The organism is Bradyrhizobium sp. AUGA SZCCT0182, from assembly GCF_018130185.1.
GTDB lineage: Bacteria > Pseudomonadota > Alphaproteobacteria > Rhizobiales > Xanthobacteraceae > Bradyrhizobium.
This window is the reverse complement of record NZ_JAFCLY010000020.1, coordinates 25,456-42,013: the sequence shown is the minus strand read 5'-3', so window position 1 is coordinate 42,013 and position 16,558 is coordinate 25,456. Positions and strand designations below refer to the sequence as shown.

Here is a 16,558-nt window from a genome sequence, read left to right as displayed (position 1 = left end):
TATCAATCTTCGTTCCATAGAGGTGTCGATGCTCGACGGACTTCGCCAATTCATCGCCGACATTGTCTCCCCCGATGCGAATCAGGATCGGGCGTTCGACGATACCGGGTATCTTCTGGCGGCGACGGCGCTGCTGGTTCACGTCGTCTCGCTCGACGGCGAGCCGACGGCGCTGGAGAAGCGCAAATTGCACAGCCTGATCGAAAGCCGCTTTGAGCTCGATCCCGGCACCGCGGACCGATTGATTGCCTCGGCGACGCGGGTCGAAGGCGACGCGGTCGATCTCTATCATTTCACCAGCGTCATCATGCGCAGCGTGAATGAGGAGGGCAGGCTCCGCATCGTCGAGATGATGTGGGAAATGGTCTATGCCGACGGTGACGTCACCGAGTTCGAGGATAACGTGCTCTGGCGTGCCGCAGATCTCCTGGGCGTCTCGTCGCGCGACCGTATCGATCTCAAGCACCGTGTCGCGGAGCGGCAAGGAAATTCCGAAGGCAAGTCTCAAGGCAAGCCCCTCGCGGGCGCGACGAAGGCGGCCGACGCGACGACGTAAGCGCTGTGCCTAGCCGCAGATGACGAAACTTTAATGTGGAGCGCGGCCCGCGATCCCGACGCGCGATAGACCCTGAAAATACTGGACTTCGATCCAGCAAACGCGTGCCTTTGCATGGCGATATGCTTGCGGGGTGGCTTGCGTCGCACCACAAGCCTATGCTCTCGTTCTCCCGTTGGGCGGCATTTCCGTAATTCATTTTAAGAGCATTCGATCGTGACTGAGCGTGTGGCGCTGATTACCGGTGCATCGGCGGGCATCGGCACCGAACTGGCGCGCGTGTTTGCTTCCAGGGGCCATCGCGTGGCGCTGGTGGCGCGGCGCGCGGACCGGTTGACGGCGTTGGCGGCTGAAATCACGGCGGCCGGCGGTGCTGCGCCGATCGTGATTCCCTGCGATCTCACCCAAACGGGGGCGACCGACCAGATTGCCGACGCACTGACGGCGGCCGGCGTCGAAGTGGAATATGTCGTCAACAATGCCGGCTTCGGCGTGTTCGGCAAAGCGATCCAGCGCGATCGCGCCGATCAGCTCGACATGATCACGGTCAACATCCGTGCACTGACGGATCTGTCACTGCGGTTTGCCGATCAGCTGATCCGCCATCGCGGCGGCCTGCTCAATCTGGGCTCGGTCGCGGGTTTTCTGCCCGGCCCGGGGATGGCGGTCTATTACGCGTCGAAGGCCTATGTATTGTCGTTCACCGAAGCGATGCGGGCGGAACTGGCGCCGCGTGGCGTCCGCGTCACCGTGGTGTGTCCGGGCCCGGTGCCGTCGGAGTTCCAGGCCCGCGCCGGCTTTGCGCCCGGATTCGATTCGGTGATCCTCAACGTCCTGCCCGCCGATGTCGCCAGACAGGCCTATGACGGGCTGATGGCCAACAAGCGCGCGGTGTTGCCCGGTCTTGGCATCAAGATCGTGCCGATCCTGCTCAGGTTCTTCCCGCGCTCGTTCATTCTGGCGGCGGTCGGCCGTTTCCAGCTGCGCAAGCGCTGAAAAGCGGCGTGATACGCCTCACAGACGCTCTGGCCCGCGATTTGCTTACAGATATTTGCAAATATCTGCAGGCCCCGCATGAACTCACCTGAAATTAAGACTCACTTAGGTATGGTTTTGGTTTGAGGCCCTGAGCATCGATGTCGTTCCGGTCGCGAAAAAATGGCGAAAACGTCCTGCCCTTTCCGGGGCGGAGGGCGCTGGCTGCCGCACCGACCCAAGAAACCCTACCTCTGCTGCCGGTCCTGATCGTCCTGCACCAGGAGAGCTCGACGCCGGGCCGGGTCGGCAACGCGCTGCGTGCGCTGGGGCATACCCTCGACATTCGCCGCCCGAGGTTTGGCGACCCCCTGCCGGAAACGCTGGATCTGCATGCCGGCGCGGTGATCTTCGGCGGCCCGATGAGCGCCAATGACGGCGACGAATATGTGCGCCGGGAGATCGACTGGATCGAAATTGCCCTGCGCGAGCAGCGGCCGTTCCTCGGCGTCTGCCTCGGCGCCCAGATGCTCGCCAAACAATTGGGCGCGCCGGTAGCACCCCATCCGCAAGGCCGTACCCAGATCGGCTATTACCCGATCCGCCCGACGAAAGCCGGCCACGCGGTTTGCCCGAACTGGCCGGATCAGGTTTACCACTGGCACCGCGAGGGGTTCGAACTGCCGGTCGGCGCCGAATTGCTGGCGGAGGGCGACGACTTTCCGGTGCAGGCGTTCCAGTCTGGCCATGCCTTCGGCTTCCAGTTTCACCCCGACGTGACCTACGCGATGATGCATCGCTGGACCACGCGCTGCGAGACAATGGATTTGCCGGGTGCGCGGGCGCCGCATTCGCACTTCGCCGATCGCGCGGTGCACGACGTCGCTGAGCGCGAGTGGCTGCAGCAATTCATCGCCGGCTGGCTCAAGCGCATGCCGATGTCGATCATGTCGGAAGCTGCCGAATAGCCGCCACGCGGAATTTCCCCGCGCCTCCACGCGCCTTTCAAAATCATCAGATGTGCTAATCTGTCCGCAAGGCGTGGCCGAAAGGCTCGCGCGCGAAACTCAATAAAAGAAAACAAGAGGGAGATCGCCGTGGACTATCAGCATATTCTTTATGAGGTCAGCGAGAAGGTCGCGACCATTACGCTCAACCGGCCGGACCGCATGAACGCGTGGACCGCGATCATGGAGCGCGACGTGCGCCATGCGATGGAAACGGCGGCCGCCGACGACAATGTGCGCGTCATCGTGCTGACAGGCGCGGGTCGCGCGTTCTGCGCCGGCGCCGATATGGAAGGGTTGAAGGGGATCGATCCCAACGAAATCAGGCGCGGCGAGAACACGCCGTTCGACATGAACCGGCGTGCCGACTGGCAGACGCGTTACGCTTATTACCCGGCGATTCCAAAACCCGTGATCGGCATGCTGAACGGCGCCACCGCCGGCATCGGCCTCGTGCATGCGCTGTATTGCGATCTGCGCTTTGCCGCCGACAACACCGTGTTCACGACCGCGTTCTCGCGCCGCGGGCTGATCGCCGAGCATGGCATCAGCTGGATGCTGCCGCGAATCGTCGGCCACGCCAACGCGCTCGATCTGCTGATGTCCTCGCGCCGCGTTTCCAGCGAGGAAGCGCTGCGCATCGGCCTCGTCAACCGGCTCTATGCGCCGGATCAATTGCGCGAGCAAACCTACGCCTATGCCCGCGACCTCGCCGATTTCGTCTCGCCCAGCGCGATCTCGGTGATCAAGCGCCAGCTCTACGACGTGCCGTTCCAGACGCTCGCCGAGGCCACCATCGACGCCAACCGGGAAATGCAGATCGCGCTCAAGGGCAGCGATTTCAAAGAGGGCGTAGCGAGCTTCATGGAGAAGCGGCCGCCAAGGTTTACGGGGAAGTGAGGGGGAGTAGCCCGGATGAGCGAAGCGATATCCGGGACTTTCCGGCAGACCCCGCTACGTACTCTGTGTGTTGAACCAGCCCGTCGTCGCCCTTCGGGCTATGCCGGGCGCCACGCATAGCCCGAAGGGCGAAGCGTGAAGCGTGGTGGAGCCAGGCGGGATCGAACCGCCGACCTCGTCATTGCGAACGACGCGCTCTCCCAGCTGAGCTATGGCCCCGTCGCGGCCGCCCAAACTGAGAACAGGCGACCGACAATCGGCGCCATTTACAGTCCGGCCCAAGGTCAAGTCAAGAACGGTTAAAGCGCCGATTCCGGGGTCTTTTTGATGGGAACTTCCCTTGTTTGCGGGGGGATGAACCGATATCTAGCAGGTTACCCCACCTGCGAGCCCCCTCCATCATGCGCGCTGTCCTCGACATCATCTCCATCGTCCTCGACCTCTATATCTGGCTCTTGATCGCCTCCGCCATCCTGTCCTGGCTGATAGCCTTCAATGTCGTGAATACGCGCAACCAGTTCGTCGCGGCGGTGGCCGAATTCCTCTACCGGATCACCGAGCCGGTGCTGGCGCCGATACGCCGGATGCTGCCCAGTCTGGGCGGGCTCGACATCTCGCCGATTGTCCTGATCCTGATCATCATGTTCATCCAGCGGGTGATCGCCTACTACATCTATCCCAACGTCATCTGATCGAGGGCGCCGCGAATTGATGGATCCTTGGCGTTATTCCACCGAGGGCATCAGTGTGGCGCTGCGGGTCACGCCGCGCGGCGGCCGCGACGACATCGACGGGATTGAAACGCTCGCCAACGGGCGTTCCGTGGTCAAGGTGCGGGTTCGCGCCATCGCCGAGGGCGGCGAGGCCAATCGCGCGGTCATGGAACTGATGGCAAAGGCGCTCGGCGTGCCCAAGGCCAGGGTGAAAATCCTGTCGGGCGTGACATCGCGTCTCAAGCAGGTTGCCGTCGACGGCGATCCCAAATCGCTCGGCGATACCTTGCGCAGGCTGACCGCAGTCAAACCGGATACGAAGGATTGAGATGACCGCCCGCATCATCGATGGAAAGATCATTGCAGCAGAGCTCCGCGGCCGCGTTGCCGGCGAGGTCGCACGGATCAAGGCCGCGCATCAGATAATTCCGGGGCTCGCGGTGGTGCTGGTCGGCAGCGACCCGGCGAGCCAGGTCTATGTCCGCAGCAAGCACAAGCAGACCCAGGAAGCCGGCATGGCGTCGTTCGAGCACGTGCTGCCCGAAGACGTCGCGCAGACGGACTTGCTGGCGTTGATCGCGCAACTCAATCGCGATCCCGCGGTGCATGGCATTCTCGTGCAACTGCCGCTGCCGAAATCGCTGCATACCGAGACCGTCATCAATGCGATCGATCCCGCCAAGGATGTCGACGGGCTGCATCCGAACAATGCCGGGCGCCTCGCCGGTGGCTTTGCCGCGCTGTCGCCGTGCACGCCGCTCGGCTGCATTATTCTCACCAAGAGCGTGCATGCCTCGCTCGAGGGCATGAACGCCATCGTGATCGGCCGCTCCAACCTGGTCGGCCGTCCCCTGGTGCAGTTGCTGCTCAATGAAAACGCGACGGTGACGATCGCACATTCGCGCTCGCGCGATCTGGCGCAATTATGCGCCCGCGCCGATCTGGTCTATGCGGCCGTCGGCAAGCCGGAAATGGTGCGCGGCGACTGGATCAAGCCGGGCGCTACCGTGATCGACGTCGGCATCAACCGCCTGCCGGCCGCCGACGGCAAGACGCGCCTGGTCGGCGACGTCGCCTATGCCGAAGCGCTCAACGTCGCCGGTGCGATCACGCCGGTGCCGGGCGGCGTCGGGCAAATGACGGTGGCGTGCCTGCTGGTGAACACGCTGCGCGCGGCGTGTGCGATTCATGGGTTGCCGAAGCCGGCTGTTTAGGGTCTCACACGCGAATCTCACCTCGTCATTGCCTGCGACAAACGCGAAGCGTTTGCGCACGGGAGCGCAGCGACGAAGCAATCTATTCTTTCCCCGCATGGAGGGCTGGATTGCTTGGACTCGCTCGCAATGACGAAGGAAAGTTTCACCCCGCAGCGTTCTCGATCAGCCGCCGATAAAACCGGATCATGTCGGCATAGCCCTCAAGGCTGAGGCGTTCGTTGGTGCCGTGGAAGCGCTTCAGATCGTCGGAATTGGCGCGCACCGGCGAGAAGCGGAAAATCTTGTCGGTGATCCCGGCAAAGTGGCGCGAATCGGTTGCGCCCACCATCAGTCCGGGCGCCACGATGACGTCAGGAAAAACCTCGCGGATGGTACGGTTGAACATCTGGAACGATGGGCTCGCGGTGCCCGTCACGGGTGGCGGATCGGTGTTACCGGGGAACGGTTTGATCGAAATGCGGTCGTTGCGGATCGTGCTGCGCACATGGTCGGTGACACTGGCCTGGGTGTCGCCTGGGATCATGCGGAAGTTGACGGTGGCTTCGGCGTTGCCGGGCAGCACGTTATCCTTGTCGCCGGCATTGAAAATCGTCAGCGCCGTGGTGGTGCGGATTGTCGCCTCGCTCGGGCCGTTCTTCTCGAACTCGCGGAGCAACAGCGGCTTGAACAGCCACAGGCTCGACAGCACCACGCGGTTGAAGCCGTTCATCTCCGGCGCCAGCGTGTCGAACATTTCGGCGACCGTGCCGCGGATATGCATCGGCAGGCGATGGTCTTCGAGCCGCGCCAGCGCCGCGCTCAGCATGCCGATCGCGGTGTCGCGCGGCGGCATTGAGGAATGACCGGGCGTTGCCTGCGCGTTCAGGACCAGCGTGGCGTAGCCCTTTTCGGCAACGCCGATCAGCGCCGCTGATTTGTCGAGGCCCTTGATCATGCCTTCGGTGATCAGGAGGCCCTCGTCGACGACGAAATCGAGGCGGACGCCGCGCGAGGCCAGCAACGCCGCGATGGCCTTGGCACCCGCGGTGCCGGCAGTTTCCTCGTCATGGCCAAAGGCAAAGTAGACCGTTCGCTTCGGCCGGAAGCCGCCCTTGGTCATCGTCTCGGCGGCCTCCAGCATCGAATAGAGGTTGCCCTTGTCATCCCAGGAGCCGCGGCCCCAGATGAAACCATCGGCAACGACGCCGTCAAAAGGTGGTTGCTGCCAGTCCTTCTCGGTGCCAGGCGCCACCGGCACCACGTCCTGATGCGCGAGCAGCGCGATCGGCGGCGCTTTGGAGTCGGAGCCTTCCCAAGTGTAGAGCAGGCTGTACTGGCCGACGATCTCGCGCTTCGCCGCGGCGTGGAACGCCGGAAAGCTCTTCTCGATATGCGCCTGCATGCCGCGCAAGGCCTCGGCGTGCTGGTCGGGGTTTTCGTGGCTCGAAATGGTGCGGAAGCGGATCGCCTCGCTGAGGCGCGCCGCAACGGCCTGCGCGTCAACCGCCACGCGCGGGATGGCCGCCACCTGAATTTGCCGCGAACCATGGCTGACGACGTTGAACGCCAGCACGCCGGCGAGGATCACGATAACAGCGATCAGGAGCAGCGCGAGATTGCGGATAATTCTGACCAGCCGGCGCATGGGTCTCTCCGTCATGGCCGGGCATAGCCGTCTGAAGGACGGCGTCGCTTCCGCTCGCCTATGTCCCGGCCATCCACGTCCTTCTTTCTGCGCGTGACTAAAGACGTGGATGCCCGGCACAAGGCCGGGCACGACGATCTATCACAAAGAATTGGTCCCGTGGCGCTAACCGCCTACTTCTTCCCCTGCGCCCGTTCGATGCCTTCGAGGATCAGCCTTTGGGCGTCGTTGGCATCGCCCCAGCGCAGCACCTTGACCCATTTGCCGGGTTCGAGATCCTTGTAGTGCTCGAAGAAGTGCTGGATCTGCTGCAGCGTGATGTCGGGAAGGTCGTTGTAGTTCTTCACCTTGTCATAGCGCTGCGTCAGTTTCGACGTCGGTACCGCGATGATCTTCTCGTCGCCGCCGGCCTCGTCTTCCATCAAGAGCACGCCGACCGGCCGCGCGCTCATGACGGCGCCCGGCACGATCGCGCGGGTATTGGCGACCAGCACGTCGCAGGGATCGCCGTCGCCCGACAGCGTATGCGGGATGAAGCCGTAATTGCCGGGATAGCGCATCGCCGTATAGAGGAAGCGGTCGACGACCAGCGTGCCGGCCTCCTTGTCCATTTCATATTTGATCGGCTCGCCGCCGACAGGCACTTCGATGATGACGTTGACGTCATGCGGCGGATTCTTACCGGTTGAAATGGCGTCAATGCGCATGGAGGGCTCCGTGGTTGCTTGGCGCAGTCGTGTTTCGACTGGCTGAATGGTCATGCCTGGCAAATGCGCCAGGCGCGTGTTCCGCGCTGGATCCCCGGCGTATCCATCGCATGCAGGCGGCTATTAGAAATGATGGGAGGCTAGGTCAAGCCATACTGAAGGCGCGAGTCGCGCTTTCGTCTGATATGACGATCAGGTCGAAAATGGGCGTTTCAGGCTGGCTCAGTTGGTCCAGGCGAAGGCGACCTTGTCGAGCGATTTGGGCCCGAACTTCTCCGACGAGCGGGCGACCATGCGGCCGCCGAGCGCGCGATAAAACTCCGTCGCGGGATCGTTGTCGGACAGCGCCCAGATCACCATGCTCTTGAGGCCGCTCTGCAAGAGATCGCGGCGGGCGGAGGTGAAGAGGCGGCGGCCGAAGCCGAGACCCTGGAATTCCGGACGCAGATAGAGCTCGTAGATTTCGCCTTCGAAATGCAGGCTGCGGGCGCGGTTGCGGCCGTAATTGGCATAGCCCGCGACCTTGTCGCCGAACACCAGCACGCTGACGCGGCTGCCCTTGCGGATCGCGCTGTCCCACCATTGCGGACCGCGACGGTTGATCAGCTTTTCAAGTTCGGCGCCGGGAATGATGCCCTGATAGGCCGAGCGCCAGGCTTCGTCATGGGTGGACGCCACCGCGGCTGCATCCGCAGCTTTGGCCGGTCGAACCTCGATCAGGGTTGTGCTCATGACCCCAATCAAAGCAAGTCAGCGCGTTGTCTTCAAGGTCCATCGTTAATTATCGGTTAACCTGTGGATTTTCTGCATCAGTTTCCGGTCCGGTTGTACCGAAAAAGGACAAGAGGCTGACTTTACCGGCATTTCGTTGATCCTCGGCCGGGCTAAACCATGCTCAGAATGATATCCGGGAACGTCTCCAGGAATTCTGGCACGGAAAAATGCGCTGGATTTGATTCGCCGCCGGTATTCTGTTGTCGAATTCGGATTCCCCATCCTTCGGCTGCGTCAGGCCAATTCATGCATCCGGCTAAAGTGTTAATCGCAGTGGTTGTGCTTGCCGCGCTCGGTGTGAAGCCCGGTGGGGCCCAGCAAAACCTCGGCGCGCAAGGCACCGAGGGCGAACCTAATCGCCTGCAGCAATGGCTGGTGCCGTCGCCTGACTTCGGTCCCCCGTCGCATGCGGTGTTGTTTCGTCCACCGGGCGCCGGCCCGTTTCCGCTCGCGCTGATTGCGCATGCTACCACCCAGAACGTGTTGCGTCGCGCGCAAATGCCGCAGCCCGAATACCGCGCGCTCGCCGCGTGGCTGGTGGCGCGCGGCTTTGCCGTGCTGGTGCCGGAGCGGCCAGGCCATGGCGCCACGGGCGGCAAATATCTCGAGGATCAGGGCGGCTGCGACGAGGCTGACTACGCCAGGTCAGGCCGCGCCACCGCTGACGTGATCGCGGCGGCAATGGGCTTTGTGCGCAAGCAACCGTTCATCCGGTCAGATGGAATGATCGTGATCGGGCACTCGGCCGGCGGCTGGGGCGCGCTGGCGCTGGCCAGTGAAGATCCGAAGGATGTTGCCGCGATCATCGCCTTTGCGCCCGGCCGCGGCGGCCATGCCAATGATTTTCCGGGTCGGGTCTGCGCGCCGCACACGCTGATCGCCGCCGCACGGGAATTCGGCAAAACCGCGCGCGTGCCCGTCACATGGCTGGTGGCGGCCAATGACAGCTATTTTTCGCCTGTTCTGTCGCGGCAACTGGCGGACGCGTTTCGCAACGCCGGCGGCAAGGTCGATTTCCGCGTGCTCGGGGCCTATGGCAGCGAGGGGCACTGGCTGCCGGAAACCGAAGGTGGTGTAACAAGCGTGGCAAGTGAGCTCGATCGCGCCTTGAAGCCGCGTCCGCAAAACCCGGCCAAAAAACGATGACGCAACGATGACGCTGTATTTTGCGATCAAATACCTGCATGTGCTTGGCGCCATCGTCATTCTCGGCACCGGCAGCGGCATCGCGTTCTTCATGCTGATGGCACATCGCAGCGGTGATGCTTCCTTCATCGCCCGCACGGGGTCGACGGTGGTGATTGCCGACATGCTGTTCACGCTGACGGCGGTGCTGCTGCAGCCCATCACCGGCGGTCTCTTGATGATGCTGTCATCGACGGGATTTGGCGAACTCTGGATTTCGGCCTCGCTCGGGCTGTATGCGGCGGCGGGGCTGTTCTGGGTGCCCGTGATTTTCATGCAGATCGAGATGCGCGATCTGGCGCGCGTCGCCGCGGCTGCGAATGCAGCGCTGCCGCCGCGCTATTTCGCGCTATTCCGGCGCTGGTTCCTGTTCGGTATTCCAGGCTTTGGTTCGGTCATGGCGATCCTGTGGCTGATGATCGCGAAGCCGGTTTAGGTGGGGTAAATGAACGCGGAAATTTCATCGCGCAAAATTCTCGTCCTCGGCGCCTCCGGCCTGATCGGACGGTTCGTCACCGACGACCTGCGATTGCAGGGCTTTCAGGCGATCGGGGTCGCGCGGCATTTCGAACCGTCACAAAAGATCGGCGCTTCCGACGTTGAGCTTCCGATCATGTCGATGGACGCAGCCTCGCTGGCGCGGTTGATCCGCGAACGTGAGATCGATGTCGTGGTCAATTGCCTCGGCGTACTGCAAGACGGGCCGGGCAGCGACACCCGCGCGGTGCATCGCGATTTCGTCGAGCGGCTGCTGGCGGCGCTCCGCGACAGCGGCCGCGCGGTGCGTTTTGTCCATATCTCCATTCCCGGCACCGCCGATGAGGACCGCACCGCCTTCAGCACCACCAAGCGCGAGGCCGAGCGGCTGATTGCTGCGTCCGGTATTCCCTACGCAATCCTGCGTCCGGGATTTGTCGTGGCACCTTCGGCCTATGGCGGCAGCGCGCTGCTGCGCGCGCTGGCGGCATTTCCGCTGCAATTGCCCGGTGACGAATCGGCGACGCCGTTCCAGCCGGTGGCGGTCGAGGATGTTTCCGCGACCATCGCCTGGCTCGCCACACGCGACATCGGCGATCCCGCGGCAAACGCCGTGACCTGGGACCTGATGCAGCCGCAGCCGATCACGCTTGGCAATGTCATTGATCAATTCCGCTGGTCGTTCGGCACTTCCCACATGCCGCGGATCACGCTTCCCGGTTTCCTGCTCAATCTCGGCGCCAAATCTGGCGATCTCGCCAACAGGCTGGGCTGGATGCCGCCGATGCGCTCCACGGCGATTGCCGAACTGCGCCGGGGCGTCACCGGCGATTCCGCGAGTTGGATGGCGGCGACCGGCATTGTGCCGAAGACGCTGGCGCAGGCGGTGGGCGGGCATGCTGCCACCATCCAGGACAAATGGTTCGCGCGGTTGTTCCTGGTCAAGGCGCTCGTGATCGCGAGCCTTGCGGTGTTCTGGATCGTGTCGGGCTTCATCTCGCTGGTGATCTCGTTTTCCGCCGCTGCCGATATTTTGCGGGCGCACGGTTTCCCGCAATGGCTGGTCGCGCCGATGACGGCGATTACCAGCCTGATGGATATGAGCATCGGGGTGTTGATCGCTTTCCGCCGCACCGCCGCGGTCGGACTGATCGCCGGCATCGTCGTCGCGCTGGGCTACATGGTGGGCGCTGCGATCCTGACGCCGGATCTCTGGATCGAGCCGCTCGGCGCTCTGGTCAAGACGGGACCGGCGATCGTGCTGATGTTCGTCGCCTTACTGACGCTGGATAATCGATGAACAGATGGCCGGACGATGACGTGATCCTCTACGACGGCGTCTGCATCTTCTGCTCGCGCTGGGTCCGCTTCGTCGCCACGCGAGACGCTGAACGCCGCTTTCGCTTCACGCCGATCCAGTCCGGCTACGGCACGCGGCTGGCACAGGCGTTCGGCATCAATCCCGATGATCCCGATACCAACGCCGTCGTTCATGGCGGCGTCGCATATTTCAAATCCGACGCGGCGCTGACGGTGCTCGGCGCGTTGCCCGGCTGGGGATGGACGCGTGCGCTGTTTGCTGTGCCGAAGCCGTTGCGCGACGGCGTCTACAGCCTCGTCGCGCGTAACCGCTACCGGATTTTCGGCAAGTATGAGCAATGTTTTGTGCCCGATGCGGATATGCGCGCGCGGGTGATGGAGTAGATTCGCATGACTGGCCCTATTGCCCATCCAAAACACCACGTCCCAGCGGGTGAAGATTTTCTTCTGTTGTCGCCGACCGAGCAGGCTTACGCCTATCGCAGTGTCGATCAAATGTTTGTCACGCGGGCGATCCGCCGGGGGACAAATGTTCTCCCACTGCATCGTAGCGGAGAGATCGCGCCGCAGTATCAGGCCGATGGGCAAACGCATGGAGTCGACGCGTATATCGGTCGCGCTAACGTCGCAGGATTGCTTGTCGTCAAGGATGAGCGAATCGTTCTAGAGCGCTACGCGCTCGGACTGGGGCAGAACGTGCGCTGGTCCTCGATGTCGATGATCAAGTCGCTGACGTCGACGCTGATCGGCGCCGCCTTGCAGCAGGGCGCCATCGGCAGTCTCGAAGATGCTGTCTCGAAATACATCCCGGCATTGCGCGGCTGCGCCTATGACGCCGTCACCATTCGCCATCTGATCACGATGTCCTCCGGCGTGCGCTGGAACGAGGATTACACCGACCGTAATTCCGACGTGAACCGCTACAGCAAATCGCTCGGCGACAAGGTCCCCGGCGGCGTGCTGGCGCTGATGCGCAGCCTGAAGGCCGAACACCGGCCCGGCAGTCACTTCAACTACAACAGCGGCGATACCTATTTGCTCGGCAGCCTGCTGTCGGCCGCGACAGGGAAAACGCTGGCCGACTATATGTCGGAGACGATCTGGTCGCCGCTCGGCATGGAGTTCGACGCGTTCTATACGCTGGAGTCCGACGGCGGCCAGGAAATCGGCGGCAGCCGGGCCGGAATAGCTTTGCGGGATTTTGGCCGCTTCGGCGTGTTTCTCCTGCGTGGCGGCGTGATCGACAGCGCGGCCGTGCTGCCATCCGACTGGATCGAAAGCGCCGCCCAACCCGCCTTCGTCCTCGATCCCGAAACCAATCGCTACGGCGCGCGCGGATACGGCTACAGCTGGTGGATCGATCCCGACGGTTCGATGGTCGCCCTCGGCTTCGCCGGCCAGGCGCTCTACGTCAACCGGAAAGCGGGGGTCGTCATCGTCACCCTGTCATGCCAGCCGCAGCCGCCGTATGCGGCGAGCTATCGCGTCGATCTCAAGGCGGAGCAGCATCTGTTCAAGGATGCGGTGCTGGCGGAGTGCGGGTGATTAAACTGACTTATTCTGACGCTCTTTGATCCGTCATTGCGAGCGAAGCGAAGCAATCCACGTCACCGCTCGGGGAAAAATGGATTGCTTCGTCGCTATCGCTCCCTTGCGCAAACGCTTTGCGTTTGTCGCAGGCAGTGACGGGATTGAGGGCTATTGCTTGGGCAGCGAAGCCATCACCTCTCCCGCCGCCCGCTCGCCCGAATCCCTTGCCCCATGCGCGGTCGAGAAGAACCCCGGCGAGGTTGCCTCTCCTGCAAAGAACAAACGTCCATCCACAGGCGCTGCCAGCACCGCGCGGTCGCCGGCGTGGCCGGGCAGGGCGTGGGAATACGAGCCGCGGGCGAAGGGGTCGTGGGCCCAGCGCGATTCCGCGAGCGGTTTTAGTTTGCGGCGGTAGTCGTTGCCGAGGAAGCCTGCGATCTCGTTGATGCTTTCGGCGGCCAGCGCGCCGGGGCCGGCATCTTCCAGCGATCGCGCAAAGCGGCCGCCGAAAAAGCCTTCGATGCAGGGCTGGCCGAACGGGCGCAGATGATAGGTGCCCATCGCGGTGCGCATGGTGGCGCCGCGCAGGCTGCCATCCTTCGGCAGCGCGTCGCCATCGCTAAGGGCCAGCATCACCTTGTCGGCGAGACCAAGCGGCAGGCCGCGCGCGGCGTCGAGCTTTGCCGGCAATGGCGGGTGAAAGCGGAGGGCTTCATCCGCGATCAGGTTGGTTGGAACGGTGACGATCACTCTGCCTGATATCAGCGTGCCCTGCGACGTCTCGACGCGAATGCTCTTTCCCGAATGGTCGATCAGCGTCACCGCGCAGTTGAGCGCGAGCGGCATCGAGGCACCGTAGGCCACGACCAGCGCGCCATAGCCGCGGCGGACGCGCCAGTTGATCTCGGTGTCTTCATAGGCGTCCATATCCAGGATCGAGACCTGATCCAGCTCGCAGCCGTTGACGTAGGTCGAGATCGCGTCGATCATCGGATTCCAGCGATTGCCGGGCTCGAGACAGAGATCGGCGGCGCTGTCGCGGCCGCTCTGCCCGGCCTGCTGCGCGGCTTCCTCGGCGCGGTCATAGAAGGCGTCGAGCGCCCTCAGGAATTCCGCCCGCTGCTCAACCGGAAACGCCTTGTTGTGGGCCTGCTCGCGCCAGGGCGGGCGGTTCCTGTCGATTTCGAACTTCAGTTGCTCGGCGATCGCGACGAATGAATTTTCATCCGCCGAATGCAGCCAGCCGCAGCCGAGGTCGAAGGTGACGTCTGGTGCTGCCTGAATCGTATGGGCGCGGCCGCCGACGCGGTCGCGCGCTTCCAGCACGACATAGGAGAGGCCGGATTGCTTCAGCGCATGCGCGGCGCCGAGGCCAGCGGCGCCGGCGCCGATGATGGCAACATCGACTTCGGAGGGGAGGGTCGTCATGTCCGAGCCTCTAGCACGTTCGCCAGGGGGCCTGAAGCCGGTCCGCAGAGGGCTCCCGGTCCATGGCAGGCAGGGGAGGGATGCGGTTTTCGCATCGATCAGCCGATTTCGGCCATTGCCGGCGGGCGATGCGACATCTTTGCGAAAAGAGCGGCTTGTTTCTCCCCCTGTAGTTGTATTGAATGGATCGTTCTCCCTAACGTCATTTCAGATCGGGATTTCAGCCATGGCCGAATTCGATCCCGCTACCGCGCGGAAGAGAACCGCGATCCTTGTCGTTCACGGCATCGGCAGCCAGCGCGCGCTGGAAACGGTGCGCGGTGTCATACGGGGCGTCTGGCTGGACGAGAACAACCCGGCCGACAAAGGCAAGCGGATCTGGACGCATCCGGAACGGGACGGCTCCGACATCGACCTGGCGGTGATGACGACGAACACGGTGCCGGATACGGCGGATGGCCGCCTTGTCGATTTCCACGAATTATATTGGGCTCACCTGATGAGTGAGACCAAGGCCGTCGCGGTGCTGCTCTGGCTGTACGAGCTGGTGCGGAAGGGGCCGATCATGAAGCTCGGCATGAACGGGCTTTGGTGGGCCGCGGCTATTTTCCTGTGCTTGATGAATCTCTCCTTCGCGGTGCTGGTGTTGCAGGGCATTCTGCTGTTCTCGGGAAACGTTGCGCAAATCATGCTGGTCGCGCCGTTTCTGCTGCTGTTCGCCAGCCTGATCGTGGGCCTCGTTGTCGCGGCGAAATGGAAGGCCTTCCGCCTCATCAAGCTGCTCGCACTTTTTTGCGTCATCGGAATTGTCGTCATTGCGACTTACTTCATCGTCGAGAAGTTTGCGCCGGGCGATCGCAACGTTCCTGACGGGGCTGAACTCTTTACGCTGGTCGCTCTGCCCACGCTGATTGCGCTGCTGGCGAGCTTTATGCTCATGGGCCGTCAGGGATTGCGCGCTTTTTGCCGCGCGCTTGTGATTTCAGTGGTCGTGTTTGGCATCTTTGTCGGCACCGACCGGTTCTGGCATCCGGACACCTCCTTTGCCGTAACCATGGTCAAGGCCTGGGTATGGGGACTGAACTCGCCGTGGAGCGTCGCGGCGGCGTCGGCCGTGATCGGGCTCTATTTGATCATCAATGCCGCATTCCTGCAGCCGTATCTCGGCGATGCCGCGCGCTACTTCCGCAATTCGCCGGCCAACGTGGCGGTGCGCCGGGCGATCAGGAAGGAGGCCGTGGATCGGCTCGCCAACCTCCACGCGTCCGGCCAGTACGATCGCATCGTCGTCGTCGCGCACAGTCTCGGTACCGTCGTCGCCTACGACATGCTGCGCGCCTATTTCAGCCGGGTCTGCAATGAGTTGCCGCCTGTCGAAGAACTGGGTACAGATTTTGACGCCATCGATAGCGCCAAATGGCAGCCGGAAGACGCCAAGGCAACGATCGAGGACAAGAAGGCGTTGCGGATCAAGGCGCGGGCCACGATCGCCAGCATCGCCGCTGCCGCGGCGAAACTCACGCCCCAGCAGCAAAAGCCCAATCCCTTGCACCCCAAGAGCTGGCTGGTGACCGACTTCGTTACGCTGGGAAGCGCGCTGACGCACGCCTACTTTCTGATGTGCCTGGGCAAGACCGCGGCGGATCTGAAAGCCGAGGGAAGGCTGAATACCGAGCAGGACCTGAAGGATGATTTCGCCCGGCGCGTCGGGGAAAGAGAGTTTCCGACCTGCCCGCCGAAACGGCTCGATCGAGACGGCTTGCTGGCCTTCACCAATCCGAAGACGCACAGGAAGCAAATTCACAACGGCGCGTTGTTCGGATTGACCCGGTGGAGCAACATCTATTTTCCCCGGCGTCAGCTGTTCTGGGGAGACGCCATCGGCGGCGCGCTATCGCCGATCTTCGGCTATCACATCGTCGATCTCGCGGTCTCGACCAGGAAGGCGGGGGGTGACGACTTCTTCACCCACACTGCCTATTGGGACGTGCGTCGTGCGCCCGACACCTGTCAGGCGCCGCATATCGTCACGCTGCGCAAGGCCATCGATCTGGCCGATACCGGCGCCGCCATCGACCTGGTCGACGAAGGCGACGATCCGAGCGCGCACGACGGGAATTGACGCAGTCGTTTACGCGGGCGGTG

General features: G+C 63.1%; 17 protein-coding genes and 1 tRNA gene. 13 read left to right on the top strand and 5 right to left on the bottom strand.

All coding sequences use genetic code 11. The features are described from left to right. Positions 1-28: 28 nt before the first annotated feature. The 4 genes from JQ611_RS21320 (at position 29) to JQ611_RS21305 (ending at position 3,438) form a co-directional block, all read left to right on the top strand. Complete coding sequence (locus JQ611_RS21320) at positions 29-556, top strand: TerB family tellurite resistance protein (protein WP_212268642.1); 528 nt, start codon at positions 29-31, stop codon at positions 554-556. Positions 557-772: 216 nt separating this feature from the next. Next, positions 773-1,552, top strand: coding sequence for an SDR family oxidoreductase (locus JQ611_RS21315; RefSeq protein WP_212466492.1), 780 nt, complete (start codon positions 773-775; stop codon positions 1,550-1,552). A gap of 140 nt (positions 1,553-1,692) precedes the next feature. After that, entirely contained in the window at positions 1,693-2,499 is an 807-nt protein-coding gene (locus tag JQ611_RS21310; RefSeq protein ID WP_212268644.1) for a glutamine amidotransferase, read from the top strand. A 129-nt stretch (positions 2,500-2,628) separates the two neighbouring features. Beyond that, positions 2,629-3,438: an enoyl-CoA hydratase gene (locus JQ611_RS21305; protein WP_212389458.1), complete on the top strand. Its 810-nt coding sequence runs from the start codon at positions 2,629-2,631 to the stop codon at positions 3,436-3,438. A 143-nt stretch (positions 3,439-3,581) separates the two neighbouring features. Here the strand turns inward: JQ611_RS21305 and JQ611_RS21300 are convergent. Further along, positions 3,582-3,657 (bottom strand) — tRNA-Ala (locus JQ611_RS21300). 182 nt (positions 3,658-3,839) lie between these two features. Here JQ611_RS21300 and JQ611_RS21295 point away from each other — a divergent pair. From JQ611_RS21295 to folD, 3 genes are read left to right on the top strand one after another with little or no spacing between them, the layout of a single operon-like run. Next, positions 3,840-4,130: a YggT family protein gene (locus tag JQ611_RS21295; RefSeq protein ID WP_212268646.1), complete on the top strand. Its 291-nt coding sequence runs from the start codon at positions 3,840-3,842 to the stop codon at positions 4,128-4,130. A gap of 19 nt (positions 4,131-4,149) precedes the next feature. Further along, a complete protein-coding gene (locus JQ611_RS21290) occupies positions 4,150-4,479 on the top strand; it encodes a DUF167 domain-containing protein (RefSeq protein WP_212268647.1) in 330 nt (109 codons plus the stop codon). 1 nt (position 4,480) lies between these two features. After that, positions 4,481-5,365 carry a bifunctional methylenetetrahydrofolate dehydrogenase/methenyltetrahydrofolate cyclohydrolase FolD gene (gene folD / locus JQ611_RS21285; RefSeq protein WP_212268648.1) on the top strand — a complete coding sequence of 295 codons (885 nt, stop codon included), beginning with the start codon at positions 4,481-4,483 and terminating at the stop codon, positions 5,363-5,365. 145 nt (positions 5,366-5,510) lie between these two features. On the opposite strand, the gene JQ611_RS21280 is transcribed toward folD, so the two are convergent. The 3 genes from JQ611_RS21280 to JQ611_RS21270 form a co-directional block, all read right to left on the bottom strand. Next, the gene (locus tag JQ611_RS21280) at positions 5,511-6,992 is read right to left on the bottom strand and encodes a M20 family peptidase (RefSeq protein WP_212466491.1); all 1,482 of its coding nucleotides are present in this window, start codon (positions 6,990-6,992) and stop codon (positions 5,511-5,513) included. A 173-nt stretch (positions 6,993-7,165) separates the two neighbouring features. Continuing rightward, positions 7,166-7,699 (bottom strand): inorganic diphosphatase, encoded by a 534-nt coding sequence (gene ppa, locus JQ611_RS21275; protein WP_212466490.1) that lies wholly within the window; start codon positions 7,697-7,699, stop codon positions 7,166-7,168. 222 nt (positions 7,700-7,921) lie between these two features. Continuing rightward, on the bottom strand, positions 7,922-8,431 hold the full coding sequence (locus JQ611_RS21270; RefSeq protein WP_192739389.1) for a GNAT family N-acetyltransferase: 510 nt from the start codon (positions 8,429-8,431) through the stop codon (positions 7,922-7,924). Positions 8,432-8,719: 288 nt separating this feature from the next. Here JQ611_RS21270 and JQ611_RS21265 point away from each other — a divergent pair, with 288 nt between their 5' ends. From JQ611_RS21265 to JQ611_RS21245, 5 genes are read left to right on the top strand one after another with little or no spacing between them, the layout of a single operon-like run. Then, positions 8,720-9,619 carry a S9 family peptidase gene (locus JQ611_RS21265; protein ID WP_212268651.1) on the top strand — a complete coding sequence of 300 codons (900 nt, stop codon included), beginning with the start codon at positions 8,720-8,722 and terminating at the stop codon, positions 9,617-9,619. A gap of 7 nt (positions 9,620-9,626) precedes the next feature. Continuing rightward, on the top strand, positions 9,627-10,094 hold the full coding sequence (locus JQ611_RS21260) for a DUF2269 domain-containing protein (protein ID WP_212268652.1): 468 nt from the start codon (positions 9,627-9,629) through the stop codon (positions 10,092-10,094). A gap of 9 nt (positions 10,095-10,103) precedes the next feature. Further along, the gene (locus tag JQ611_RS21255) at positions 10,104-11,435 is read left to right on the top strand and encodes an SDR family oxidoreductase (protein ID WP_212268653.1); all 1,332 of its coding nucleotides are present in this window, start codon (positions 10,104-10,106) and stop codon (positions 11,433-11,435) included. Continuing rightward, a complete protein-coding gene (locus tag JQ611_RS21250; RefSeq protein ID WP_212268654.1) occupies positions 11,432-11,839 on the top strand; it encodes a thiol-disulfide oxidoreductase DCC family protein in 408 nt (135 codons plus the stop codon). Before JQ611_RS21255 ends, JQ611_RS21250 begins: the two co-directional genes overlap by 4 nt. Before the next feature lie 6 nt (positions 11,840-11,845). After that, entirely contained in the window at positions 11,846-13,000 is a 1,155-nt protein-coding gene (locus JQ611_RS21245) for a serine hydrolase (protein ID WP_212466489.1), read from the top strand. A gap of 153 nt (positions 13,001-13,153) precedes the next feature. On the opposite strand, the gene JQ611_RS21240 is transcribed toward JQ611_RS21245, so the two are convergent. Continuing rightward, a complete protein-coding gene (locus JQ611_RS21240; protein ID WP_212466488.1) occupies positions 13,154-14,413 on the bottom strand; it encodes an NAD(P)/FAD-dependent oxidoreductase in 1,260 nt (419 codons plus the stop codon). Positions 14,414-14,639: 226 nt separating this feature from the next. Here JQ611_RS21240 and JQ611_RS21235 point away from each other — a divergent pair, with 226 nt between their 5' ends. Beyond that, positions 14,640-16,535, top strand: coding sequence for a hypothetical protein (locus tag JQ611_RS21235; protein ID WP_212466487.1), 1,896 nt, complete (start codon positions 14,640-14,642; stop codon positions 16,533-16,535). Positions 16,536-16,558 lie beyond the last annotated feature (23 nt).

Coding starts and splice junctions, on each gene's coding strand:
- JQ611_RS21290 (WP_212268647.1), top strand. CDS start 4,150: ATGGATCCTTGGCGTTATTCCACCGAGGGCATCAGTGTGGCGCTGCGG.
- ppa (WP_212466490.1), bottom strand. CDS start 7,699: ATGCGCATTGACGCCATTTCAACCGGTAAGAATCCGCCGCATGACGTC.
- JQ611_RS21250 (WP_212268654.1), top strand. CDS start 11,432: ATGAACAGATGGCCGGACGATGACGTGATCCTCTACGACGGCGTCTGC.
- folD (WP_212268648.1), top strand. CDS start 4,481: ATGACCGCCCGCATCATCGATGGAAAGATCATTGCAGCAGAGCTCCGC.
- JQ611_RS21260 (WP_212268652.1), top strand. CDS start 9,627: ATGACGCTGTATTTTGCGATCAAATACCTGCATGTGCTTGGCGCCATC.
- JQ611_RS21245 (WP_212466489.1), top strand. CDS start 11,846: ATGACTGGCCCTATTGCCCATCCAAAACACCACGTCCCAGCGGGTGAA.
- JQ611_RS21235 (WP_212466487.1), top strand. CDS start 14,640: ATGGCCGAATTCGATCCCGCTACCGCGCGGAAGAGAACCGCGATCCTT.
- JQ611_RS21310 (WP_212268644.1), top strand. CDS start 1,693: ATGTCGTTCCGGTCGCGAAAAAATGGCGAAAACGTCCTGCCCTTTCCG.
- JQ611_RS21255 (WP_212268653.1), top strand. CDS start 10,104: ATGAACGCGGAAATTTCATCGCGCAAAATTCTCGTCCTCGGCGCCTCC.
- JQ611_RS21265 (WP_212268651.1), top strand. CDS start 8,720: ATGCATCCGGCTAAAGTGTTAATCGCAGTGGTTGTGCTTGCCGCGCTC.
- JQ611_RS21280 (WP_212466491.1), bottom strand. CDS start 6,992: ATGCGCCGGCTGGTCAGAATTATCCGCAATCTCGCGCTGCTCCTGATC.
- JQ611_RS21270 (WP_192739389.1), bottom strand. CDS start 8,431: ATGAGCACAACCCTGATCGAGGTTCGACCGGCCAAAGCTGCGGATGCA.
- JQ611_RS21295 (WP_212268646.1), top strand. CDS start 3,840: ATGCGCGCTGTCCTCGACATCATCTCCATCGTCCTCGACCTCTATATC.
- JQ611_RS21240 (WP_212466488.1), bottom strand. CDS start 14,413: ATGACGACCCTCCCCTCCGAAGTCGATGTTGCCATCATCGGCGCCGGC.
- JQ611_RS21320 (WP_212268642.1), top strand. CDS start 29: ATGCTCGACGGACTTCGCCAATTCATCGCCGACATTGTCTCCCCCGAT.